At 70.9% G+C, this 23,713-nt stretch carries 17 protein-coding genes; 7 read left to right on the top strand and 10 right to left on the bottom strand.

Annotated elements, in window-relative coordinates; translation table 11 throughout:
• The first annotated feature begins 505 nt into the window (after window positions 1–505).
• Window positions 506–1,957: an FAD-dependent monooxygenase gene (locus ACZ6Z4_RS12745; RefSeq protein WP_465562134.1), complete on the top strand. Its 1,452-nt coding sequence runs from the start codon at window positions 506–508 to the stop codon at window positions 1,955–1,957.
• Here ACZ6Z4_RS12745 and ACZ6Z4_RS12740 read toward each other — a convergent pair.
• Window positions 1,903–2,154: a hypothetical protein gene (locus ACZ6Z4_RS12740; protein WP_465562132.1), complete on the bottom strand. Its 252-nt coding sequence runs from the start codon at window positions 2,152–2,154 to the stop codon at window positions 1,903–1,905. The genes ACZ6Z4_RS12745 and ACZ6Z4_RS12740 overlap by 55 nt on opposite strands.
• 389 nt (window positions 2,155–2,543) lie before the next feature.
• On the opposite strand from ACZ6Z4_RS12740, the gene ACZ6Z4_RS12735 reads away from it, so the two are divergent.
• Window positions 2,544–3,335 (top strand): endonuclease/exonuclease/phosphatase family protein, encoded by a 792-nt coding sequence (locus ACZ6Z4_RS12735; protein ID WP_465562128.1) that lies wholly within the window; start codon window positions 2,544–2,546, stop codon window positions 3,333–3,335.
• 57 nt (window positions 3,336–3,392) lie between these two features.
• On the opposite strand, the gene ACZ6Z4_RS12730 is transcribed toward ACZ6Z4_RS12735, so the two are convergent.
• The 6 genes from ACZ6Z4_RS12730 to ACZ6Z4_RS12705 all read right to left on the bottom strand — a co-directional run bounded on the left by ACZ6Z4_RS12730 (window position 3,393) and on the right by ACZ6Z4_RS12705 (window position 11,049).
• Entirely contained in the window at window positions 3,393–4,163 is a 771-nt protein-coding gene (locus tag ACZ6Z4_RS12730; protein ID WP_465562126.1) for a hypothetical protein, read from the bottom strand.
• Window positions 4,164–4,247: 84 nt separating this feature from the next.
• Window positions 4,248–5,111: an LLM class flavin-dependent oxidoreductase gene (locus ACZ6Z4_RS12725; RefSeq protein WP_465562124.1), complete on the bottom strand. Its 864-nt coding sequence runs from the start codon at window positions 5,109–5,111 to the stop codon at window positions 4,248–4,250.
• Window positions 5,112–5,141: 30 nt separating this feature from the next.
• Entirely contained in the window at window positions 5,142–6,434 is a 1,293-nt protein-coding gene (locus ACZ6Z4_RS12720; protein ID WP_465562122.1) for an epoxide hydrolase family protein, read from the bottom strand.
• A gap of 1 nt (window position 6,435) precedes the next feature.
• Complete coding sequence (locus ACZ6Z4_RS12715) at window positions 6,436–7,116, bottom strand: hypothetical protein (RefSeq protein WP_465562120.1); 681 nt, start codon at window positions 7,114–7,116, stop codon at window positions 6,436–6,438.
• A 15-nt stretch (window positions 7,117–7,131) separates the two neighbouring features.
• The gene (locus ACZ6Z4_RS12710; RefSeq protein WP_465562118.1) at window positions 7,132–9,894 is read right to left on the bottom strand and encodes an ATP-binding protein; all 2,763 of its coding nucleotides are present in this window, start codon (window positions 9,892–9,894) and stop codon (window positions 7,132–7,134) included.
• Window positions 9,895–9,999: 105 nt separating this feature from the next.
• Entirely contained in the window at window positions 10,000–11,049 is a 1,050-nt protein-coding gene (locus ACZ6Z4_RS12705; protein WP_465562115.1) for an alpha/beta fold hydrolase, read from the bottom strand.
• 164 nt (window positions 11,050–11,213) lie between these two features.
• On the opposite strand from ACZ6Z4_RS12705, the gene ACZ6Z4_RS12700 reads away from it, so the two are divergent.
• Window positions 11,214–13,970: an ATP-binding protein gene (locus ACZ6Z4_RS12700; RefSeq protein WP_465562113.1), complete on the top strand. Its 2,757-nt coding sequence runs from the start codon at window positions 11,214–11,216 to the stop codon at window positions 13,968–13,970.
• Between the two features lie 3 nt (window positions 13,971–13,973).
• On the opposite strand, the gene qcrB is transcribed toward ACZ6Z4_RS12700, so the two are convergent.
• On the bottom strand, window positions 13,974–15,383 hold the full coding sequence (gene qcrB, locus ACZ6Z4_RS12695; protein ID WP_465562111.1) for a cytochrome bc1 complex cytochrome b subunit: 1,410 nt from the start codon (window positions 15,381–15,383) through the stop codon (window positions 13,974–13,976).
• Window positions 15,384–15,495: 112 nt separating this feature from the next.
• Between qcrB and ACZ6Z4_RS12690 the strand changes: the two genes are divergently transcribed.
• The gene (locus ACZ6Z4_RS12690; RefSeq protein ID WP_465562109.1) at window positions 15,496–16,071 is read left to right on the top strand and encodes a GNAT family N-acetyltransferase; all 576 of its coding nucleotides are present in this window, start codon (window positions 15,496–15,498) and stop codon (window positions 16,069–16,071) included.
• A gap of 76 nt (window positions 16,072–16,147) precedes the next feature.
• Here the strand turns inward: ACZ6Z4_RS12690 and ACZ6Z4_RS12685 are convergent, their stop codons facing one another.
• Together ACZ6Z4_RS12685 and ACZ6Z4_RS12680 are read right to left on the bottom strand one after the other, a co-directional pair.
• Complete coding sequence (locus ACZ6Z4_RS12685) at window positions 16,148–19,705, bottom strand: multifunctional oxoglutarate decarboxylase/oxoglutarate dehydrogenase thiamine pyrophosphate-binding subunit/dihydrolipoyllysine-residue succinyltransferase subunit (RefSeq protein ID WP_465563754.1); 3,558 nt, start codon at window positions 19,703–19,705, stop codon at window positions 16,148–16,150.
• Window positions 19,659–20,234, bottom strand: coding sequence for a TetR/AcrR family transcriptional regulator (locus ACZ6Z4_RS12680; RefSeq protein WP_465562107.1), 576 nt, complete (start codon window positions 20,232–20,234; stop codon window positions 19,659–19,661). The genes ACZ6Z4_RS12685 and ACZ6Z4_RS12680 overlap by 47 nt, the downstream gene beginning before the upstream one ends.
• 171 nt (window positions 20,235–20,405) lie before the next feature.
• Between ACZ6Z4_RS12680 and ACZ6Z4_RS12675 the strand changes: the two genes are divergently transcribed.
• The 3 genes from ACZ6Z4_RS12675 to ACZ6Z4_RS12665 all read left to right on the top strand — a co-directional run bounded on the left by ACZ6Z4_RS12675 (window position 20,406) and on the right by ACZ6Z4_RS12665 (window position 23,697).
• Complete coding sequence (locus ACZ6Z4_RS12675; RefSeq protein ID WP_465562105.1) at window positions 20,406–22,187, top strand: 1-deoxy-D-xylulose-5-phosphate synthase; 1,782 nt, start codon at window positions 20,406–20,408, stop codon at window positions 22,185–22,187.
• A complete protein-coding gene (locus ACZ6Z4_RS12670; protein WP_465562103.1) occupies window positions 22,130–23,338 on the top strand; it encodes an MFS transporter in 1,209 nt (402 codons plus the stop codon). The genes ACZ6Z4_RS12675 and ACZ6Z4_RS12670 overlap by 58 nt, the downstream gene beginning before the upstream one ends.
• A gap of 104 nt (window positions 23,339–23,442) precedes the next feature.
• Entirely contained in the window at window positions 23,443–23,697 is a 255-nt protein-coding gene (locus ACZ6Z4_RS12665) for a GlsB/YeaQ/YmgE family stress response membrane protein (protein WP_465562100.1), read from the top strand.
• Window positions 23,698–23,713: the final 16 nt, after the last annotated feature.

Below are 23,713 nucleotides of genomic sequence, written 5' to 3'. Positions count from 1 at the left end.
GCGCAAGGCTGCCTGGGGCGCCGGACGCCTGGGGCACCGGGCTGTTGGGCCGATGGGTCGCAGGCAACCGAGCTGCCAAGCGCCGAAGCAGACTGGGCTGCCTGAGGCGTCGGGTGGCTGGTCGCCATGTCGTTGGGTTGCCGCCCCTAGCGCGTTGGGCCGCCGCCGGACGCTTCGGTCGCCGGGCCGTTGAGTTGCGGGGCCACGGGGTCGCCGGGTTGCGAGCTGTCGGGGTCGCCGAGCTGCTGAGGTGTAAGGCCGCCTGGGCTGCCTGGGGCGCCGAGTGGCTGATCGCCGTACCGCGGGCTGCCGTCGCCGGGGCCGATGGGCCGTCGCCGGGCGCCTGGGGTCGCCGGGCTGTTGAGGCGCAAGGTTGCCTGGGTCGTTGGGCCGTGGGGCGCAGGGGCACCGAGCTGCCGGGTGCGGGTGGGGCGCCGCTGGGTTGCTGGGACCGCGGGGAAAGCGATGGACCGGGTGTTGTGGTGGCTTGTACGTTGCCGGGTCTATGGACTTTGACGTGGTTGTTGTCGGGTGTGGACCGACCGGGGCGATGTTGGCTGCTGAGCTTGGGCTGCATGGTGTGCGGGTTCTGGTGGTGGACAAGGAGGTTGAGCCTGCGTCGATCGTGCGGGTGGTGGGGCTGCATGTGCGCAGTCTCGAGGTGATGGCTATGCGTGGAGTGCTCGAGCGGTTGCTGGAGCAGGGGCGGAAGCGGCCGGCGGGTGGGTTCTTTGCGGCGATTGACAAGGCGGCGCCGGTGCTTGATTCGGCGTACGGGTATTTGCTGGGGATTCCGCAGCCGGTGGTGGTGCGGTTGTTGGAGGAGTGGGCGGTTGAGGTGGGGGCGACCGTACGGCGGGGGGTTGCGGTTGTTGGGTTTGGGCAGGACGACGGTGGGGTGACGGTTGAGCTTGCGGGTGGTGAGCTCGTGCGGGCTCGGTATCTCGTGGGGTGTGACGGGGCTCGGAGTGTGGTGCGGAAGCGGCTTGGGGTTGCGTTCGAGGGGGAGGCGGCGCGGGCGGCTACGTTGATGGGGGAGATGGAGGTGGGGGCGCCGGCTGAGGAGATCAGCGCGGCGGTGCGGGAGGTCGGGAGGACCGACAAGAGGTTTGGTTTGCGGGCCTTTGGTGGTGGGGTTTATCAGGTGGTGGTGCCGGGGGCTGAGGTTGGGGCTGGGGTGCCTACGCTTGATGAGTTCAAGCGGCGGTTGCGGGATGTGGCTGGGACGGATTTCGGGGTGCATTCGCCGCGGTGGTTGTCGCGGTTCGGGGATGCGACGTTGCTGGCGGAGCGGTATCGGATCGGGCGGGTGTTGCTGGCTGGGGATGCGGCGCACATTCATCCGCCGATCGGTGGGCAGGGGTTGAACCTCGGGGTGCAGGATGCCTTCAACTTGGCGTGGAAGTTGGCGGGCGAGGTGCGTGGGTGGGCGCCGGAGGGTTTGCTGGATACGTATGAGAGTGAGCGCCGTCCGGTGGCGGCGGATGTGTTGGACAACACGCGCGCTCAGATGGAGTTGCTGTCCACCGAGCCGAGGGCTCAGGCGGTACGCCGGTTGCTGGCGGAGCTGATGGACATCGAGGAGGTGAATCGCCGGCTGATCGAGAAGATCGCGGGGCTCGACATCCGGTACGACTTCGGTGCGGGGGACGAGCTGGTGGGGCGGCGGATGCCTGATGTGGAGGTTGCTCAGGGCAACTTGTACGGGTTGATGCACCAAGGGCGCGCGCTACTGGTGGATCGGACGAAGAGCTTGAGCGTCGAAGGATGGGCCGACCGGGTCGATCGATGCACTGATGCGACCGCCGGGTCAGCCGTCTTGATTCGGCCCGATGGGTACGTCGCCTGGATCGGCGACGATCAGCAGGAACTCGACATCCACCTCGCCCGGTGGTTCGGGGACTACTTGTCGCGCTCGGCCTCCGCGCGGGCCTCGGCGCCGGTTTCGCCGGCGTAGCCCTCGTCGGTGCCGGCGGCTCGGCCGACGAAGGTTTCGTTGACGCCGGTTCCCGTGGTCGAGTGGGCGTCGCCGGACTGCCGGTCGGGGTCGCCGCCGGTGTCTCGGCGTTGCGGGTCCGCGCTGTCGGCGGGGGCGTCGCCTTCCTGGACCTGGTGGGCGTACCACCAGTTCTTCAGGCGGTCGGTGACAGACATCCGGGGTCCTCTCGCTGACGGTGGACCGCTCCGGTGCCCGGAATCCACCGCGGTACGCACCTGCGCGGCATCGGGAGACGAGGAACGGGGCAAGCCCTCGCAGGCGCCGGGCTCGTACACACCCGCGCGGCATCCGGAGACGAGCGGGAGGAACGGGGCAAGCCTCGCAGGCGCCGGGCCGGCGAACGGCTCGGTCTGGGCGGGGGGCGGGGCCGGGCTCGGCGTCGACCGCGGCACGCTCGGGTGACGCGCCGTCCCGGAGGAGACCTAGCGCGACCACGAGCCCGGGGCTCGGGCTCGACAGGGGCGTTTGGGCGGCTTCTCCGGAGGAGTCGCCGGCAGCGGTCCGGCTGTTTGGGGCCCGGGCACAGGGACTGTTGGGAGGCGTGATGGATCACCGGGTGCGGGTGATGACGTGGAACGTCTGGTGGCGGTTCGGGCCGGAGTGGCGGGAGCGGCAGGCGGGGATTCTGGCGACGATCGAGAAGTTCGCGCCGGATGTGGTCGGGTTGCAGGAGGTGTGGGCTGCCGGCGGCCGGTCGCAGGCTGATGAGTTTGCGGAGGCGCTGGGGTTTCAGGCGGGGTTCGCTGGGCCGTCGTACCCGGTGGCGCCTGAGGGGGAGCTCGGGGTCGGGTTGTTGAGCCGGTGGCCGATCGTGCGGTACGACGCGGTGGTGATGCCGGCGAGGCATCGGGCGTGGGATCCGGTGATTCTCAGCGCGGAGATCGCGCATCCTGCGGGGGTGTTGCCGGTGCAGGTGGCTTGTCTGGAGCATGCGGTGACCTACAGCGATGACCGGCAGGCGCAGGCTGCTTTGCTCGCGGAGCTGACGACGCATCCGCGGACCGACGGGCCGTGTCCGTCGCTGGCGATCGGTGATTTGAACGCGGCGGCGGAGAGCGCCGTACTGCGGCCGCTGCGCGACCTGCTCACCGACGTGTGGACGGCGGGTGGGGGTGCCGGGGACGCGATCACGTTGCCGAGCACGCATCCCCAGGCGCCGCTCGAGGCGGGCCCGGAGTTGGTGGATCAGCGGATCGACCACGTCTTCTTCCGGCCGGGGCACGAGGATCAGGTCGTCGAGGTCGAGGCGGTGGCGATCCCGGACGAGGCGGTGGACGGGGTCTTCCCGTCCGATCACCGGCCGGTGATCTGCGACCTCCGCTGGCACGACCGCTGAACGACTGATCGGGCCGGCGATCCGAGGATCAACCGGCCCGATCGGGAGATCGCCGCGTCAGGAGATCGTGCCGAGGTACTGCCACTGGTTGCCGACGATCGGGATCTTCGAGTAGTACGCGACCCGGACCGAGTAGCCCTTCAGGCCCGCGGCCGGGATGCTGGTCGCGAAGTTGCCCGCGGTGTTGGTGGTGGCGGTGGCCTTCGTGACGTAGTCGCCTGCGCCCTTGCGGACCTGTACGACGACCTGCTGCTTCTGCACGTTGACCTGGCGGCCGGTGTAGTGCCACGACTTCAGGTTCCCCTGGACGGCGAGCCGGCCGCTCTTCGGGACGAGCTTGCCGCGCGGGTTCGCGGTGATCGTGGAGGCGAAGCGCAGCCGCAGGACGCGCGGGGTGGTGTCGCGGGTGAAGGTCTTCACGGCGAGCTTGCCGCTGCGGTCCTTGACGGCGATCTGGCGGATCATCCAGTCGCCGTAGCCGTCGGTGCCGAACTTGAAGGTGCTGGAGTAGTGGTCGATCCGGCGCGGGTCGACGATCCGGCGGGTGTTCTGGTTGCGGAAGTCGCGGGTGTTCTCGCGGCTGATCCCGAGCGAGACCGAGACGCCCGCGCAGGTCGACGCCTTGCTCGGCCAGCCGGTGTAGAAGGTCAGCGAGCCCTTGGTCGTCATCGTCTCGTCCTGCCCCCAGCGCTGCGGCTCGGTCAGCACCTTGAGGCAGTCGAACGCCGTCGCGGCGTCGGCCGGGGCGGCGACCAGAACGGTGCCGGTGATGGCGGCCGCGGCCGTGACGAGGCCGACCGCGGCGCGGGCGAGAAGGTTCGAACGCATGGTGAATCCCCCTGGTGTTGTCTACTTGATTGCCTTGGTAGACGGGGATTCCAGCGTTTTGGTTGGATGACGAAGTGGTAACGCTCAGCCGAGTCGCGGCGGTCCCTGCTCGATCCGGCGCAGGACCGGCTCCAGCCGGTAGAAGTCGGGGCCGGTGATCAGCTGCCGCTCGTCCCACCAGGTCGCGCCCGCCTCGGCGAGCGGTTCGACGAGCGCCCGCGCTCCCGCGGCGTCACCGGGACTGATGCCTCCGACAACAACGTCGTACGGCGAACCGTCGCGCTCCGCGTCGAGGAACGCGACCAGGTCCCGCAGCCCCTCGACGGCCGGCGCGACGCCGTGGTTGGCGTTCTGGAACAGCGGTACGGCGCCGTCCCAGCGGGCCGCGCGCCGCATCGGCGCCTTGCGCGGCCAGTATCCCGCGATCCACACCGGCGGACGCGGCCGCGAAACAGTTGCCGGGAGCAACGTCACGTCGCGCACGCGGTAGTGCTCGCCCTCGTGGTTGACGGGAGATCCCGACCAGTACTCCGCGAGCAGCTGCAGCCCTTCGTCGAGCCGGCCGGCGAGCACCTTCGGGTCGGTCTCGTCGCCGAAGCTCCCGAACTCGTCGTCGATCGGCCCGCCGAGCCCGGCGCCGAAGACGACCCGCCCGCCGCTCATCGCGTCGAGGGTCGCGACCTGGCGGGCGAGCTGCTCGGGCCGCCGCCGCGCGACCGGCGTCACCAGCGGACCGAGCGTGATCCGCGAGGTCGCCAGCGCGGCGGCGGTCATCAGCATCCACGGGTCCCCGAACGGCTGCCCGACCCGCTTGGCCTTGGTGTGCACGACGTGGTCCCAGAGGAACAGCCCGTCCCACCCGGCCTGCTCGGCCGCGACCGCCACCCGCGCGACGGTGTGGGCGTCGGCGAAGTCCCCGAAGTTCGGAATGTTGATCGAGAAGCGCATGCTCCCATCTAAACCCATGCGTCGCCGGGATCAGCGCAGGGACCGGAACGCCGCCCGGACCTCCGCCGCGAACAGCGCCGGCTCCTCCCACGCCGCGAAGTGCCCGCCGCGCGGTACGACGTTGAAGTACGCCAGTCCCGGGTACACCGTCTCGGCCCAGCTCCGCGGCGACGCCCAGATCTCACCGGGGAACGTCGAGAACCCGACCGGCACCTGCACCGGCGGCGGCGTGTGCCCCGCCGCGGCCGCCAGGAACTGACCGAACTCCCAGTACCACCGCGCCGCCGACGTACCGGTCCCCGTCAGCCAGTACAGCGTGATGTTGTCGAGGATGCTGTCCCGCGTCAGTCCACCAGAAGGATCCCCGTCGAGGAACGCCCGCGAGATCTTCAGGTAGCTGTCGGTGTCGTGATCCAGCATCCAGGCGGCCAGCCCGACGGGCGAGTCGAGCAACGAGTACCCGATCGTCTGCGGCCGCGTCGACTGCTCGAGGAAGTACCCGAACCCCTCGGTCGTGAACACCTTCAGCGCTGCGTGTGCCGACCGCTCCTCGTCCGTCGACGCCGGCAGCAGATCGACCACCCCGAGCGCCGTCGCGAGCAGGTTCACGTGGATCCCCACCAGCCCAGCAGTCCCGTGCCGCCCCATCGCATCCGTCACCGCGGCACCGACATCCCCGCCCTGCGCGACGTACCGGCTGTACCCGAGCCGACCCATCAGCTCACCCCACGCATGCGCGATCCGCCCGTTCTCCCACCCGAGCTCACCAGGCTCACCGGAGAACCCGTACCCCGGCAGCGACGGCAGCACCAGGTGGAACGCGTCCTCCGCACGACCACCGTACGCCGTCGGATCGGTCAGCGGACCCACTGTGTCGAGCAGCTCGACGACCGACCCCGGCCACCCGTGCGTCATGATCAGCGGCAGCGCGTTCTCGTGCGGCGACCGCACGTGGACGAAGTGGATCGAGACCCCGTCGATCTCGGTGGTGAACTGCGGCAGCGCGTTCAGCCGCGTCTCGCACCGCCGCCAGTCGTACTCGCTCGTCCAGTACCGCGCGAGCTCCTGCAGCGTCGCCAGCTGGACGCCCTGCGAGCGGTCGGTGACGAGCTCCGGGCTGGGCCAGCGCGCCGACGCGATCCGCCGGCGCAGGTCGTCGAGCTGCTCCTGCGGGACCTGGACGTGGAACGACCTGATGTCGGTGCTGGTGTCGATGGTGGTACTTATGACGCCTCCTCGGCCTGCGAACGATGACGCCCTCAGCCTCACGCCGTACGCCGCAACGTCGCGCCCGTCGAGCCCACTGGTGCGGACCCGGGCCACCTCACCGCGGGAAGCGCGGATGGTAGTCCTGGGTCACCTCGCGCAGCCTGCGGTAGACGGCGAACCCGAGCAGCGCCGCCGTCACCACCGCGGCCACCCCACCGATCAGCGTCCGCAGCATGCCCCCGGCGTCGGCCGCCTCCGCGACCAGCGCCGCCAGCACTCCGACGACCACCGAGTCGATGATCCCGACCACCACCGGCGACCCCGACAGCCAGTGCGTCAGCCCGACCCGGCTCCGGAAGCTGTACGTCGTCAGGATGCCCGGCGGGTCGTCGTGGTGGCTCGCGACGAAGTACGGCTCCAGCTCGGGCGCGAGCTCGAGGTAGGCGTGCCGCAGCCGGTTCATCCCGATCACCAGCCAGGCGTCCTCGACGTCGGCCTCGACCAGCCGGAAGAAGGTACCGATCCCGATCAGCAGCACGACCGGGATCACCAGCAGCGCGAAGGTCAGGAAGTCCCGGCCGAAGCCGCTGGCGTTGGCGACCAGCGAGAGCGCGATCACTGTCGCGGACAGCACGGTCAGGTAGGTGTTGGTCCGGCTGAAGATCTCGGTCCAGGTCATCGACCGGGTGGCGAGCAGGCTCCAGTGCTCGGTGGCCAGGAACTGCGCGGCCGGGTCGGAGACGGCGGACTGCCCGTCCAGCGACGGCGGCCGGCGCAGCGGCGGGTGGTGGCTCATCGGTGCTCCCTGGGGTCAGCCCGGCACGAAGCCCGGCAGCGACTGGCGGACCTGCCGCCGGGTGGAGACGCCGAGCTTCGCGAACACCTTGCGCAGGTGCCACTCGACTGTGCGCCGGCTGATGAACAGCAGCGCACCGATCTCGGGGTTGGTCAGCCCGTCCGCGACCAGCCGCGCGATGTGCGCCTCCTGGCTGGTCAGGTTCTCCGGCGTCCGGTCGGTGCGCGTGATCGATTCGCCGAGCGCGCTGAGCTCCTTGCGGGCGCGTTCGGCGAACCCGTCGAGGCCGAGCCCGTCCAGCTGCTCGTACGCCGTCCGCAGCATCGCGCGAGCATCGCTGCGCCGGTCCGACCGCCGCAGGAACTCGCCGTACCGCAGCCGGGCCCGCGCCAGCTCGACCCGCAGCGTGGTGCGTTCGAGCCGCTCGATCTCCTCGCGGTGGCAGTCCTCGGCGCCGGTCACCAACGCCGTCCGCCCGGCCAGCACCCCGAGCGCCGCCTCGGTCCCGCTGGCCCGCGCGTACGACGCCAACTGCTCGAGTACGCCCGCAGCCTCCTTGCGGTTCCCGCTGCCGGCACAGGCTTCGACCAGCTCGGCCAGCGCCCACTTCGGCGGCCCGATCTCGAGCGGTGCCATCGCGGCCATCCGCGCGGCGACGACGGCTTCGTCGTACCGGCCGAGGCTGTTGAACATGATCGCCTGGAACCAGCCGATCATGTTCAGCCCGACGCCCTCGCCACGCGCGCCGACGTCGGCGAGCAGCTGCTGGTAGCGACCTTCCGCGGATGCCGCGTCGCCGCGCGCCGCGTGCAGGCTGACGTCGCCGTACGGGATCATCGTGTTCTGGCCGCCGGTGACGTCGGCGACCCATTCCGCTTCGGCGACCAGCGCCTTCGCCTCGGTCAGGTCGCCGCTGTAGAGGTCGTAGATGATCCGGCTGTTCAGCGCGACCGGGAGCACGCTGAGCGCGCCGATCGACCGGATCGCGTCCAGGTGCCGCCGGGTCAGCGTGTCCCAGTTGGCGTCGTCCCACAGGTCGGTGGCCGCGCAGGCGGCGAGCCAGGCGAAGCGAACCGCTTCGTCCATCGTCAGCTCGTCGCGCCCGAACGCCTGCACGGTGTCGAGCAGCCGCGGCGCGGCCGCGGCGTACCCGTCGGTGTAGAGCACCGCGATGTCCTGCAGCAGCTGGTCGGGCTTGCTCGGCGTACTGGGGAGCTGGACCTTCCGCATCGCCTCGGCGACCTGCCGCATGCCGTCGCCCTGTCCCTCGGCGAGCCGGCCCGCGAACATCGCGGCGGCCAGCGCGTCGAGGTAGGTCTCGCGGGCGAGCTTCGGGTCGGTCGGCTCCAGCCGGCGGGCGGCGGCGAGCAGCAGCGGCAGGGCCTTGTTGCCGTGCTGGGAGTAGTGGGCGATCTGCGCCTGCTGCAGCTGCAGCCGCGCGCTCTCGGCCTCGTCGAGCGGCCCGGCCTGGGCGATCGCCAGGAGAGCCTGCGCGTCGTCGAAGGCTCCGGCGGTTGCTTTCGCCTGGGCGGCGACCAGGGAGCGCTCGGCCTTGCGAGTCGGGTCGGGGGTGAGGGTCGCGGCGACCTCCATGAACGCGGCGGCTGCGGCGAGCCCGCCGCGGCCCTGGGCGCGGTCGGCGGACTGTTCGAGCTCGGCGGCGATCTGCTCGTCCGGCTCGGCCGCCGCGCGGGCGCGGTGCCAGGCGCGCCGGTCGGGATCGGTCTCGGGGTCGGTGACGGCGGCGAGTACTTCGTGCGCTGTACGGCGTTCTGCCGGAGGCGCTGCGCGGTAGGCCACCGATCGGATCAGTGGGTGCCGGAACTCGACCCGGTGCCGAAGGTCGAGCAGGTCGCCCAGATCGACCTCGTACGAGATCCCGGCCCGTACGGCGGCCCGCCGGAGCAGATCGAGATCGCCGACCGGGTCGGCGGCTGCCAGCAGGACCAGCTGCCGCGCCGCAGCCGGCAGGTCATCGAGCTGCATCAGAAACGCCTGCTGCACCCGGCCAACTGGGTCGACGGGGAGGAGAGCCTGGCCCGAGTCACCGGCGTCCCCGACCGACCCGAACGCCAGTTCCGCGGACGACAGCTGCCTCGGCAGTTCCAGCAACGCAAGCGGATTGCCGCGCGCCTCCGCCAGCACCCGATCACGCACCCGCTGGTCCAGCCGGCTGCCGATCGCCGACTCCAGCAGCTCCGCCGCGTCGCGGCTGGCGAGACCAGCCAGCGAGAGCTGCGGCAGGTTGGTCAGCGTCGGCGACGCTTCCGGCGTACGGACCGCGAAGACCATCGCGAGCCGCTCCGCGCCGAGCCGGCGCGCGACGAACTCCAGCGTCTGCGCCGAGGCCTGGTCGAGCCACTGCGCGTCGTCGACCACGCAGATCAGCGGCCGCTCCTCGGCGGCGTCGCAGAGCAGCGTCAGCACGGCCAGCCCGACCACGAAGCGGTCCGGCGGGTTGCCCGGCCGCAGACCGAACGTCGTCGCGAGCGCCTGCCGCTGCGGTTCCGGCAGCTCGGGCAGCCGGTCGAGGAACGGGCCGCACAGCTGGTGCAGGCTCGCGAACGGCAGCTCCATCTCCGACTCGACCCCGGCGGCCCGCCGTACCCGACAGTCGGTGGCGAGCCCGAGCAGGTACTCCAGCAGTGCCGACTTGCCGATCCCGGCCTCGCCGCGCAGCACCAGCACCTGACTCCGGCCGGCCACAGTGGTCCGCACCAGCTCGGTCAACGTCTCGCGCTCGCTGCTCCGCCCGCGCAGCCCCGGCCAGTCCTCCATGCCACACCGCCCAGCACCCTGACGGCCCGTCGTGGGTCGGCGGGCCGATCTGCTCACCTTGGCACCGGGTTGTGGCATCAGCAATGGGCCGTACACAGCCACTACCTAGGCGGTGAGGAAGCGGCGGACGGCCTGGATCATCACCGCGGGCGCCTGCTCGGCGAGCCAGTGGCCGGCGTTCGGGACCACCAGGCCCTGGACGTTCGTCGCGGCCGGCCTGATCCCGTCGGCCGCGGCCGGTCCCCAGCTGTTCGCGCCACCGATGCCGAGCACCGGGATGGTCAGCTTGTCGGCCTGCCGCTGCGCGTTCTGCGCCAGGATCGCGTCCCAGGCCCGGTACAGCCCGAAGCTCGCCCGCAGCGTCGCGCGGTCGCGGGTGTAGAGGGCGACGTAGTACTTGATCGCGGACTCCGGCAGCAGCGGCGGGCCGCCGCCCTGGATCGTGTACTCGTAGCGGTAGTACGCGTCGGCGTTGCTGCGGACCATGTCGACGATCAGCTCGTCGTTCACCCGGTTGAACGGGATGTGCCAGAGCTTGTCGTTGAGGAACGCCGGGACGAACAACGGCGGGGGAGCGTGGTCGGGATCGACCAGCCCGGGCGGGCCGGGGATCTCGGCGACCACCAGCCGGTCGACGCGGTCGCGGTGGTCGGCGGCGAGCGCGTACCCGATGATGTAGCCGGTGTCGTGGCCGACCACGGAGAACCGCTGGTGGCCGAGCGCGGTCATCAGTGCGGCGAGGTCGTCGGCGAGCGTCGCCGTGTCGTACCCGTCGCGGGCCTTGTCGGTCAGGCCGATCCCGCGCTGGTCGACGGCGATCACGGTGAAGTCCTTGGCCAGGGCGGGCATCAGGAAGCGCCAGGCGTACCAGTTCTCCGGCCAGCCGTGGATCAGCAGCAGCGGCGGGCCGTCGCCCCCGACGACGACGTGCTGGCGGATGCCGTTGGCGTGCACGAAGCGGCTCTTGAACGTCCGGCCGAAACCGGACGGGAGATTCGGCGACGTGGAGACCGCGCCGAAGCCCTCCGGCGTACCGGCGGACGCCGGAACGGCCCAGGCGCCGGCCAGTGAGACCCCGGTGACGGCCGCGGCGGTGCCGACGAAACCGCGACGGGACAGGCGTTGCGGGGTGGCGCCCTCCTCGGTGCTGTTCATGGGTGAACTCCCTTCAGGGGAACGGATCTGGGATGCCACCCCGAGCTTCGGTGTGAGTACTGGCCGGTCGCGCCCGTGTCGTTGCCTGGTCCCCTCCCTGGCTGGGGTGGTTGCGGTCCCGGCCGGGTTTTTGGGACTGTGAGAGGCGAGTTGCAGGAGGGGCCGTGCCGGAACCGAACAGCGCGTGGCCGGGCCTGTACGGACGGCACCACGAGTGCGAGACGCTGGACGGTCTGGTGCGGACCGCACGGTCCGGCCGCAGCGCCGCGCTCGTCGTGCACGGTGAACCGGGGATCGGGAAGACCGCGCTGCTCGAGCACCTGGCCGAGACCGCGGCCGGCAGCCGGATCCTGCGGGTCTCCGGCGTCGAGTCCGAGATGGAGCTGGCGTTCGCGAGCCTGCACCAGCTGTGCGAGCCGTTGCTCGACGGCGTACGGCGGCTGCCGTCGCCGCAGGCCGATGCCCTCGGGACGGCGTTCGGGCTGCGGACCGGGCCGTCGGACCGGTTCCTGGTCGGGCTCGCGACGCTGAGCCTGCTGTCCGAAGGCGCGCGGACGCAGCCGCTGGTGTACCTGATCGACGACGCGCAGTGGCTCGACCACGCGTCGGTGCAGACGCTGGTGTTCGTCGCGCGGCGGCTGGCCGTGGAGTCCGTCGTACTGGTCTTCGCCACGCGGCCCGGGAAGCACGACCGGCTGTGGACCGGGCTGCCGGAGCTGACGGTTCGCGGACTGGCCGACGACGCCGCGGAGGCGTTGCTCGAGTCGGCGCTCACCGGTCCGCTGGATGACCGGGTACGGCGCCGCATCCTCGCCGAGGCGCACGGGAATCCGCTGGCGCTGCTTCAGCTGCCGCACTGGCTGACGGCGACCGAGCTGACCTTCGGGCCGCACCCCGCCGGGCCTCTGGTGAGCCGGATGGAGGACGGGTTCCGGCTTCAGCTCGAACCGCTGCCTGAGGACTCGCGGCGGTTGCTCCTGACTGCTGCGGCCGAGCCGTTGGGTGACGTGGCGTTGCTGTGGCGGGCGGCGGCGCTGGTCGGCGCTGGTCCAGAGGCGGCCGGGCCGGCGGAGCGGGCCGGGCTGATCGAGCTGCGGGACACGGTTCGCTTCCGGCATCCGTTGGTGCGGTCGGTGGTGTACCGGTTCGCGTCGGCGGCTGAGCGGCGCGCGGTGCACCGGGCGCTGGCCTCGGTGACGAATGCCGAGGTGGACCCGGATCGGCGGGCCTGGCACATGGCGCACGCGGCGACCGGTCCGGACGAGGGGATCGCGGCCGAGCTGGAGGATCGGGCCGACCGGGCGCTCGAGCACGGCGGGCTGGCCGCGGCGGCCGCCTTTCTGGAGTACGCCGCGATGCTGACGCCGGGGGCCGAGGATCGGGCCCGGCGCCAGTTGGCCGCCGTACAGGCGATGTTGCATGCGGGGAGTCTGGAGGCTGCGCTCAGTCTGCTGGCGGTGGCCGAGCACGGGCCGCTCGACGATCTGCAGCGGGTGCACGTGGACGTGCTGCGGGCGCAGATCGGGTTTGCCGCGCACCGGGCGAACGAGGCGTTGCCGATGCTTTTGAAGGCGGCACGGCGGTTGGAGCCACTGGATGCTCGGCAGGCGCTCGACTGCTACGTGGATGCGTTGACCGCCGCGCTCTTCGCCGGGCGACTGGTCTCGGGCTCGGGGCCTTCGGAGGTCGCGGAGGCGGCGCGGCGTGCGGCGGCCTCGATCACCGAGCTGAGCCGGGGCGACCTGCTGCTGCGCGGCGTCGCCGTGCTGTACGCCGACGGGTATGCGGCCGGCGCGCCGCTGCTCCGGTTCGCGACCCGTGCGTTCGACAGCGACGACTTGTCGCTGGAGGAGGGCGTGCGGTTCATGTGGCTGGCCGCGGTGACGGCGTCGGACCTGTGGGACGAGCAGACCTGGCGGCGGCTGACCGACCGGCACCTGAAGATCGTGCGCGAAGCGGGAGCGTTGAGTGCGCTGCCGCTCGCGCTGACGACGCGGGTCTTCGTCGAGCTGTTCACGGGGGATCTGGCTGCGGCTGGGCGGATGGTCGAGGAGATCGACGTGGTCGCCGGCGCGGCCGAGAGCCGGTTGTCGCCGTACGCCGCGATCGGGCTGGCGGCGTTCCGCGGGCACGAGGACGTCGCACTGCCGCTGATCGCCGCGGCGCTGCCCGAGGTCAGCGCGCGCGGCGAGGGGATCGGGGTCTCACTGACGAACTGGGCGCGGGCGATCCTGTTCAACGGCCTCGGCCGGTACGGCGACGCGCTGGTCGCCGCGCGCGAGGCCGCGGCGTACCCGACCGAGATCGGGGTGTCGAACTGGGGACTGGTCGAGCTGGTCGAGGCGGCGGTGCGTGCTGGCGAGCGGAACACGGCAGTGGCGGCGTACGAGCAGCTGGCTGAGCTGACGCAGGCCAGCGGGACGGCGTGGGCGCTGGGGGTGTCGGCGCGGTCGGAGGCGCAGCTGCGGGAAGGTGGCGCTGCTGAGGACCTGTACCGGGAGGCGATCGAGCAGTTGCAGCAGACCGCCGTACAGACTGAGCTGACGCGCGCCAAGCTCCTGTACGGCGAGTGGCTACGCCGCGAGGGCCGCCGCGTCGAGGCCCGCGACCAGCTGCGCGCCGCGCACGACGCCGCGAACGCTATGGGCCTCGACGCCTTCGCCGAACGCGCCCGCCGCGAACTCGCCTCGACCGGCGAGACCGCCCGCAAACGCACCGTCGACACGACCCAGGGCCTCACCGCCCAGGAGCTCCACATCGCCCGCCTCGCCACCGACGGCCTCACCAACCCGGAGATCGGCGCCGAGCTGTTCATCAGCCCCCGCACCGTCGAGTGGCACATGCGCAAGGTCTTCGCCAAACTCGGCGTCACCCAACGCCGCCACCTCCGCGAGGCACTGCGCTCGACCCAGGTCCTCTGACCATCACTTGTGCGCCGGTACGGCGACCTCGGTGCTCTCGGTCGGCTCGGAACCCTCGGTCAGCTCCCGGCGCCGGAGCTCGGTGACCGGGCGGTGCAGTTCGACGTAGCCGCCGTCGGGCTGGCGGATGATCTGGCCGGTCTCGATGCCGTGGGTGGCGACGTCGAGGTCGTGGTCCTGCAGGCCGGTGCAGATGTGGCGGGTGACCAGGAACGCGATCGGCGGGCCGATGAACAGCAGCACCTGGAAGGCGTGCAGGAGGGTGTTGACGGACAGGTGGAAGAGGATCGCCATCGTGTCGGCGCTCGCGGCGGCCCAGAGCACGCCGTAGAAGGTCATCCCGGCGACGCCGATGCCGGTCCGGGTCGGGTTGAAGCGGGGGCGGTCGAGGATGTTGTGGTCGGCGTGGTCACCGGTGAGCCACTCCTCGATGAACGGGTACGCCGCGACCAGCCCGAGGAACAGCGTGCAGAGCGCGACCGGGACCAGGATCGCCAGCGTGAAGGTCTTGCCCCACAGCACGAACTCCCAGCCGGGCGGCGCCAGCCGCAGCGAGCCGTCGAGGAACGCCAGGTACCAGGCCGGTCCGACACCGGCCGAGGCGTTCGCGGGGTCGGCGGGGCCGTACAGCCAGATCGGGTTGATGGTTGCCGTCGACCCCATCAGGAACGTGACGGCGGTGACGAAGCAGAACAGCCCGAAGCTCTTCACCGCGGAGATCTTGAACGAGTTCCCGACCACGTTGTCCTCGGTGTGCCCGGGACCGGCGTACTGGGCGGGTCCGTGCTTGAGCGCGAGCAGCGCGAGCACCACGAACAGGCCGAGGATCGCGACCGGCAGCACGATCACGTGCAGCGGGTAGAAGGTGGCGATCACGTTGCCGGGGAACTCGCCGCCGAACACCAGCGACGAGATCCAGGTGCCGACGAACGGTGTCGCCTGCAGGACGCCGTCGGTGACGGCGAGGCTCATCCCGGACGCCATGTCGTCGGGCAGCCCGGTCCCGGTCAGCGCCGCGCCGAGCATCGCCAGAAGCAGGCCGAAGGCAACCAACCAGCTGAGCCGCCGCGGCCGGCGGAACCCACCGGTGAAGAACAGCCGCAGCAGGTGCAGCATCATCGCCGCGACCATCAGCAGCGTGGCCCAGTGGTGCATCTGGCGGACCAGCAGCCCGCCGCGGACCTCGAAGCTGATCTTCAGCGTGGACTCCAGCGCCCCGGACATCGGTACGCCGCGCAACGGGATGTACGGCCCGTTGTAGACCACGGTCTCGATCGACGGTTCGTAGAAGATGCTCAGCAGCACGCCGGTGAGCACGATCACCACGAAGCTGTAGAACGCGATCTGGCCGAACAGCAGCGACCAGTGGTCGGGAAACACCCGCGTACGCAGGTTGCTCCAGGGACGTTGCATGACTCGGCCCTCCTGTGGATCGTTCACGCCGTCACAGATACGACCCCGCAGCCCGCTCGCATGTGACACGTCGTGGCGCGAATCACGCCCCCGGGCGTGGCATCGTGGGGGCATGGTGATCGAGATCCGGCCGGCGGTCGTGTTCGAGGACGTACGCGCGGTGATCGGCCCGAAGTCGCCGACCGCGAACGTGTGCTGGTGCCTGAGCTACCGGATCCCCTCCAAGCTCAACAACGAGCTCCAGGGCCCCGCCCGCGGCGAGTACGTCGAGAAGCTCTGCAAGGTCAAGCCGGCGCCCGGCGTCCTGGCGTACGACGGGGAGACGCCGGTCGGCTGGGCCGCGATCGCCCCGCGCGCGGACACGTCCTTCGCCCGCAACCGCAAGATCCCGCAGCTCGACGACCTGCCGGTCTGGTCGTTGTGGTGCGTCCGCGTCCGTCCCGGTCACCGGAAGCAGGGGATCTCGCACGCGCTGATCACCGGTGCGACGGAGTTCGCGCGCGAGCAGGGCGCGCCGATGGTCGAGGCCTACCCGCTCGACAACCAGGGCGCCAAGGTCGATCTCACGATGGCGTACGCCGGGCTGCGGAAGAACTTCGAGCGCGCCGGGTACACCAAGGCCGCCGACACCACGTCGGTGCTCGCCCGGCACCCGCGCGTGCTGATGCGCCTCGACCTGCGCGACTGAGAGCCTCCCCGCCGTGAGTCCGCACGGCGGGGAGAGCCGGTCAGCGCCGCACGCCGGGTCAGCGCCGCACGCCGGGTCAGTGCAGCGCGCGTTCGATCAGCGCCGCCTGCTCCTGCGCGTGCCGCTTGCCGGAGCCCGTCGAGGGCGCGGCCGACCGCGGCCGGGAGATCACCTGAAGCGGGTGATCCAGCTCGGACAGCAGGAACGTCCACGCTCCCTGGTTGCGCGGCTCCTCCTGCACCCAGAACGCGTCGGCGTTCGGGTAGGAGGCGAGCACAGCCCGTAGCTCGTCGGCAGGCAGCGGGTAGTACTGCTCGAGGCGAACCAGCGCCACCGCGTGATCGTTCGTCTTCGCGAGCTCGGCCAGCAGCTCGTAGTACAGCTTGCCGGAGACAACCAGTACGCGCTGAACGGCCGACTTGTCACCGATTCGTTGGTCGTCGATGACGGGAGCGAAGGATCCGGTGGTGAGCTCACTGACCGAGCTGGTGGCGCCGCGCGTGCGGAGCATCGACTTCGGGGTGAAGACGATCAGCGGTGTCGTGGAGTCGGGCTGGGCCTGGCGGCGCAGCAGGTGGAAGTACGACGCGGGCGTCGACGGCTGGGCGACGGTCAGGTTGTTCTCGGCGCTCAGTTGCAGGAAGCGCTCGATCCGGCCCGAGGAGTGGTCGGGGCCGCGGCCCTCGTAGCCGTGGGGGAGGAGCAGCGTCAGCGAGGAGCGCTGGTTCCACTTCTGCTCGGCCGACGACAGGAACTCGTCGACCACGATCTGCGCGCCGTTCACGAAGTCGCCGAACTGCGCTTCCCAGAGCACCAGCGCGTCCGGCCGCTCGACGGAGTACCCGTACTCGAAGCCCATCGCGGCGTACTCGCTGAGCAGCGAGTCGTAGATCGAGAACCGGGCCTGGCCGTCGGCGAGGTTGGTCAGCGGCAGCCACTCCTGGCCGTTCGCGCGGTCGTGCAGTACGGCGTGCCGCTGCACGAACGTGCCGCGGCGCGAGTCCTGGCCGGCCATCCGGACCGGCGTACCCTCCAGCACCAACGATCCGAAGGCGAGCAGCTCCGCGAAGGCCCAGTCGATGCCGCCGGAGCGGCTCATCTGCCGGCGTTTCACCAGCAGCTGCTGCAGTTTGGGGTGCACGGTGAAGCCGGCCGGGGGATTCAGGAACGCGTCGCCGATGGTCTGGATGGTCGCTTCCGAGACCGCCGGTACGACGAGCGAGCCGGCAGCCGGGATCAACGCAGAGCCGACAGCCCGAGCGGGCACGTCGGTCTCGGTGAAGGCCCGCTCGAGCCGCTCGTGGAAGTCGCGGTCGGCCTGCTCGTACTCCGCGCGGGTGATGTCACCCCGCCCGACCAGCGCCTCGAGGTACAGCGTCCGGACGCTGCGCTTGGCCTCGATCAGGCTGTACATCCGCGGCTGCGTCATCGACGGGTCGTCGGCCTCGTTGTGCCCGCGGCGCCGGTAGCAGACCAGGTCGATCACCACGTCCCGCCCGAACTCCTGCCGGTAGGCGAACGCCAGCTCAGCCACCCGTACGACGGCCTCCGGGTCGTCCCCGTTCACGTGCAGCACCGGCGCCTGGACCGACTTGGTGACGTCGGTCGAGTAGACCGAGCTGCGCGCCTCGGTGGGCAGCGTGGTGAACCCGACCTGGTTGTTCAGGTTGATCCGGATCGTCCCGCCGGTCGAGTACCCGCGCAGTTGCGACATCTGCACGGTCTCGGCGACCACACCCTGCCCGGCCATCGCCGCGTCGCCGTGCACGATGATCGGCAGGGTCGCGAACGTGCCGGGCCCGCGCCGGTCCTGCTTGCCGCGGACGATTCCGAGCAGGACGCCGTCGACCGCGTCCAGGTGGGACGGGTTCGCGGCCAGGTAGACCGGCAGCTCCGCACCGTCCGCGCCGCGGTACCGGCCCTCGGTGCCGAGGTGGTACTTCACATCGCCGGACCCGTCGGTGGCGTCGGTGCCCTGGAACTCGCGGAACACCTGCGCGTACGTCTTCCCGGCGATGTTCGTGAGCACGTTCAGCCGGCCGCGGTGCGCCATCGCGATCGCCGCGCCGTCCAGCTCCGCGCGGGTCGCCGCGGCCAGCAGCGCGTCGAGCAGCGCGATCGCGGACTCGCCGCCTTCGAGGCTGAAGCGGGTCTGGCCGACGTACTTGGTCTGCAGGAAGGTCTCGAACGCCTCGGCCTCGTTGAGCTTGCCGAGGATCCGCAGCTGCTGGTCGTGGCTCGGTTTGGCGTACGGGCGTTCGAGCCGGTCCTGGAACCAGCGCCGCTGCGCCGGGTCCTGGATGTGCATGTACTCGACGCCGATCGTGCGGCAGTACGCGTCCCGCAGGACGCCGAGAATGTCGCGCAGCAGCATCGTCGGTTCCGGGCCGAAGTCGCCGGTCACGAACTCGCGGTCGAGGTCCCAGAAGGTCAGGCCGTGCCCGGCCAGGTCGAGATCGGGGTGCGAGCGCTGCACGTACTCCAGCGGGTCGGTGTCGGCCATCAGGTGCCCGCGGACCCGGAACGCGTTGATCAGCGCCTGGACGCGCGCGGTCTTGCCGATCGCGCCGGCCGGGTCGACATGGATGTCGCGGGCCCAGCGGATCGGCGCGTACGGGATCCGCAGCGCGGCGAAGATGTCCTCGTAGAAGCCGTCGCCGCCGGTCAGCAGCTCGTCGATCCGGCGCAGGAACTCACCGGACGCGGCGCCCTGGATGACGCGGTGGTCGTACGTGCTGGTCAGCGTGACGGTCGCGCCGATCGCCAGCTCGGCGCGCGCCTGGTCGCTGACGCCCTGGAACTCGGCCGGCACCTCCAGCGCGCCCGCGCCGACGACGCAGCCCTGGTGCTGCATCAGCCGCGGCATCGAGTGCACGGTCCCGATCGCGCCGGGGTTGGTGAGCGAGATCGTCGTACCGGTGAAGTCGTCGACGGTCAGCTTGTTCGCGCGAGCGCGGACGACCAGGTCCTCGTAGGCCTGCAGGTACTCCCAGAAGCCGAGTGTCTCGGCCCGCTTCAGATTCGGTACGACGAGCGACCGCGTTCCGTCGGGCCGGACGACGTCGACCGCGATCCCCAGGTTCACCGAGGCCGGCGTGACCGCGACCGGCTTGCCGTCCACCTCGTCGTAGTACATGTTGATCCCCGGCTGGTCCTTGACCGCCTGGACCATCGCCCAGCCGATCAGGTGCGTGTAGCTGACCTTGCCGCCGCGGGCCTTGCGCAGGTGGTTGTTGACGACGATCCGGTTGTCGATCATCAGCTTCGCCGCGACCGTCCGCACGCTGGTCGCGGTCGGTACGCCGAGGCTGCTGCTCATGTTCGCGGCCAGTGACTTCGCCACCCCACGCAGCGGTACGACGGCCTCGCGGGGCTCGTCGTCCGGTGCGCCCGGCGGCCGGCCGGGCGGGGTGTCAGCCGGGACCGGCACCGGCTTCGGCGGCACCGAGGTGGTCCGCGCGACCGGGCGGACCGGGTCGGGTTCTTGTGGTGGTTCGTTGGTTGCTACTGGCCGCGTGACGCTGACCGACACTGCCGATCTCCTGCTTTCGTTCGCAAATCTCTGATGGAAGTTGCCCTCGGCAAGCTCAGCTGTCCTGGAGGGCGGCGTCGAGGGTCCGGAAGAGGTCGGCAGGGTCGCTGCCGCTCTTGGCGAGCACGCTGGCGCCGATCACCGCGGCCAGCAGCGCGCCGGCCGCGTCGCGGGGAGCGCGCCGCGAGGTCAGCTCACCGCCGGCCTGGGCGCGCTCCAGCGCGGAGCGGAACGCCTCCTCGACCTGGTCGAACAGGTCCTTGGCGACCGCGGCGACGCTCTCGTCGGTGCTGCCGAGCTCGGCCACCGAGTTCACGATCAGGCAGCCGAAGCGGTGGTCGCCGATCCCGGCGAGCGTGCGCATCGCCTCACGCAGCCGGGGGACGATCGGCCCCGGCCCTTCGAGCCCCTTCGCCAGCGCGGCCACGCGGGTCGCGCTGTACCGGCGCAGCGACAGCTCGAAGAGGTGGTGCTTGCTCTTGAACGTGTTGTAGAGGCTGCCCTTGCCGATGCCGAGCTCGTCGACCAGGTTCTGCGGGGTGGTCGCGGCGAAACCCTGCCGCCAGAACACCTCGACCGCCTTGTCGACGACCTGCTCGGCCTCGAACTTCATCGGTCTGCCCATCGCCATGTCCGCAGTCTACCCACTTTTATGACGCGAGTTCAAAAAGTCGGCCTCGACGTCGTGCGGCCCGAGTTGCGCAGGCCCGGCGCGGTGGGTGATTGTGTACCCCGAAGTCAATAAGTCGGTGGAAGGGACTGCGCTGGTGTCACTGATCGGTTCACACGGGGTGGTCGCCGGATGATCTTCCCGGGCATCACCGGGCCCCGCGACCTGGACGATCTCGGCGCCGAGCAGCTCGCCCAGCTGGCGAGCGAGATCCGCGAGTTCCTGGTCGCCAACGTCACCCGTACCGGCGGCCATCTCGGGCCGAACCTCGGTGTCGTCGAGCTGACGCTCGCCGTCCACCGCGTCTTCGCGTCACCGCGCGACGCGATCGTCTTCGACGTCGGTCACCAGACCTACGTGCACAAGCTGATCACCGGTCGCCAGGACTTCAGCGGGCTCCGGCAGCGCGGCGGTCTCGCGGGATATCCGCAGCGTGCGGAGTCGGAGCACGACATCGTCGAGAGCTCGCACGCCTCCAGCTCGCTGTCGTGGGCCGACGGGATCTCCCGCGCCTACGCACTGACCGGCCGGCACGACCGCCACGTCGTCGCCGTGATCGGCGACGGCTCACTCACCGGCGGTCCGAGCTGGGAAGCCCTCAACAACCTCACCACGGCAAGCGACCGCAACCTGGTCGTCGTCGTCAACGACAACGGCCGCTCCTACGCACCGACCGTCGGCGCCATCCCCAAGCTCCTCCGCTCAGGCTTCCTCGAGGCCATCGGCCCGATCGACGGCCATGACCTCCCAGCGCTCGAAACCGCGCTGCGGCAGGCCAAACGCCGAAACCGCCCGGTGATCGTGCACGCCGTCACCGAGAAGGGCCGCGGCTACGACCTCGCCCGCCGCGACCCGGTCGACCAGTTCCACGCCATCGGCCCGATCGACCCGCACACCGGCCGCTCCCTCCGCACCCCAGGTGATACCTGGACGGCAGTCTTCGGCGAAGCCCTGCTCGCCGAAGCCAAGGACAACCCGAAGCTCGTCGCCGTCACCGCCGCGATGCTTCAGGCGACAGGTCTCCAGCGGTTCGCCGACTGCTTCCCCGACCGCGTCATCGACGTCGGCATCGCCGAGCAGCACGCCGTGACCAGCGCCGCCGGCCTCGCGTACGGCGGCCTGCACCCCGTCGTCGCGATCTACTCCACGTTCCTCACCCGCGCGATCGACCAGCTCCAGGCCGACGTCGCCCTGCACCGCGCGGGCGTCACCCTCGTCCTCGACCGCGCCGGTGTCACCGGGCCCGACGGACCGACGCACCACGGCCTGTGGGACATCGCCCTCCTGCAGTCCGTCCCCGGCCTCCGCCTCGCCGCCCCGCGCGACGCGACGACTCTCCGCGAGGAGCTGGCAGAAGCCGTCCGAACAAGCGACGCCCCAACAGCCCTCCGCCTTCCCAAAGGCCTCGCCACCCAGAACCTCCCGGCGCTCCGCCGCCTCCCCGACGGCGTCGACGTCCTCCACGAGTCCCCGCGGCGCGACGTCCTGATCGTTGCCCTAGGCCCCTTCGTCGCGACCGCGCTCGAGGTCGCGAACGAGCTCGACGGCACGGCCGGCGCGACCGGGGCCCGCTCGCTCGGCGTCACCGTCGTGGACCCGCGCTGGATCATCCCGATCCCGGACAGCCTGCTCGTCCTGGCCCGCCGCTACCAACGCGTCGTGACCATCGAGGACGGCGTCCGGACCAACGGCTTCGGCGCCGGCCTGCGCCAGACCCTGCTCGACGACGGCGTGACCACCCCGGTCACCGTGCTCGGGCTCCCCAACGACTTCCTCGCCCACGGCGCGCGTGCCGACCTGCTGACCGAGCTCGGTCTCACCGCGCCCCAGATCGCTTCGATGATGAGGAAAACCGCATGCACCAGACCACCGCGGCGCCACCCGGGATCAGCTCCCGCCGGCTCCGCACCCTGACCTTCGTCCTGGCCGCCGCCTCCGGCGTGTCCATCGCGAACATCTTCTACTCCCAGCCCCTGCTGTCGCTGATCGCGCACACCTTCGCGGTCACCGACAGCACCGCCGCGATCGTCGTCACGGTCACCCAGCTCGGGTACGCCGCCGGCATCATCGTGCTGATGCCGCTCGGCGACCTGATCGAGAACCGGGCGCTCGCGTCCCGGGTGCTGATCGTCACCGCCGTCGCGTCCGCGGTCGCCGCCCTGGCCACGAACCTGACGCTGTTCCTGGTCTTCTCGGCGATCCTCGGCTTCACCTCCGTGGTCGCGCAGATCGTCGTCCCGGTCGCGGCGCACCTCGCGCCACCCGGCCAGGGCGGCCGGTACGTCGGGCAGGTGATGAGCGGGCTGCTGCTCGGCATCATGCTGGCCCGGAGCGTGTCGAGCTTCCTCGCCGACCTGTGGGGCTGGCGATCGGTCTACCTGCTGTCCGCCGTACTGATGGTGATCATGGCCGTGGTCCTGGCGATCACGCTCCCGAAGCGCAAGCCCGACCACACCGGCAGCTACGGCAGCCTGATGGTCTCCATCGGGCACTTGATCCGCGAGGAGCCCGCACTGCGCCGCCGGGCGGTCATGCAGGCGCTGATGTTCGGCACCTTCTCCGCGTTCTGGACCTCGGTCACCTACGAGCTGATCAAGCAGCACCACCTCTCGCAGACGCAGATCGCGGTCTTCGCGCTCGTCGGCGCGGCCGGAGCGCTCGCCGCCCCGATTGCCGGCCGGGTCGGGGACCGCGGCCACGGGCGACCTGCGACCGGTGTCGTCTTCGCGCTCGCCGCCGGAGCGATGGTCGTCGCGGGTGTCGGTGTGCACAACCTGATCGTGCTCGCGCTGGCCGGCGTACTGCTCGACCTCGCCGTCCAGGGCAACCTCGTGCTCAGCCAGCAGGAGATCTACGCGCTCCGGCCGGAGGCCCGGTCGCGGCTGAACACGGTCTTCATCGGCAGTGTCTTCTTCGGCGGTGCGATCGGTTCGGGCCTGTCCGGTCTGCTGTACGAGCGCGCCGGCTGGACCGGCGTGGCGGTCCTCGGCATCGCGATGGCGGTCCTCGGCCTGGTCGTCTGGGCGGGCTCCCAGCTGCTGCACCTCAGGGGCAAGTCAGGGTAGGCCAGGGACGGAACCCGGCCGAGCCTCGATGTCCGTGCCCCGCGGACCTGGTTGAGTTACTGGTGCGGCCGCGGATGCGGCCCGGACCTTGTGGAGGACTCAGCATGATCGGATTCATCGTCGCCGGCCTGATCATCGGCGCGTTGGCTCGCCTGTTCACCCCGGGCAAGCAGAAGCTCGGGCTGCTCTGGACCCTGCTGCTCGGCCTGGCCGGTTCGGTGATCGGTGGCGTGATCGCCAACCTCCTCGGCACCGGCAGCATCTTCGAGCTGAACGTGCTCGGCTTCGTCGTCGCGGTGATCGCGTCGGTGATGCTCGTCGGCACCGCCGAGGGACTCGCCGCCCGCAGCAAGCGCTAGTACGCCGTACCGCGAA

Source organism: Kribbella sp. NPDC104740, from assembly GCF_055583505.1.
This window is presented reverse-complemented; position numbering and strand designations above follow the sequence as displayed.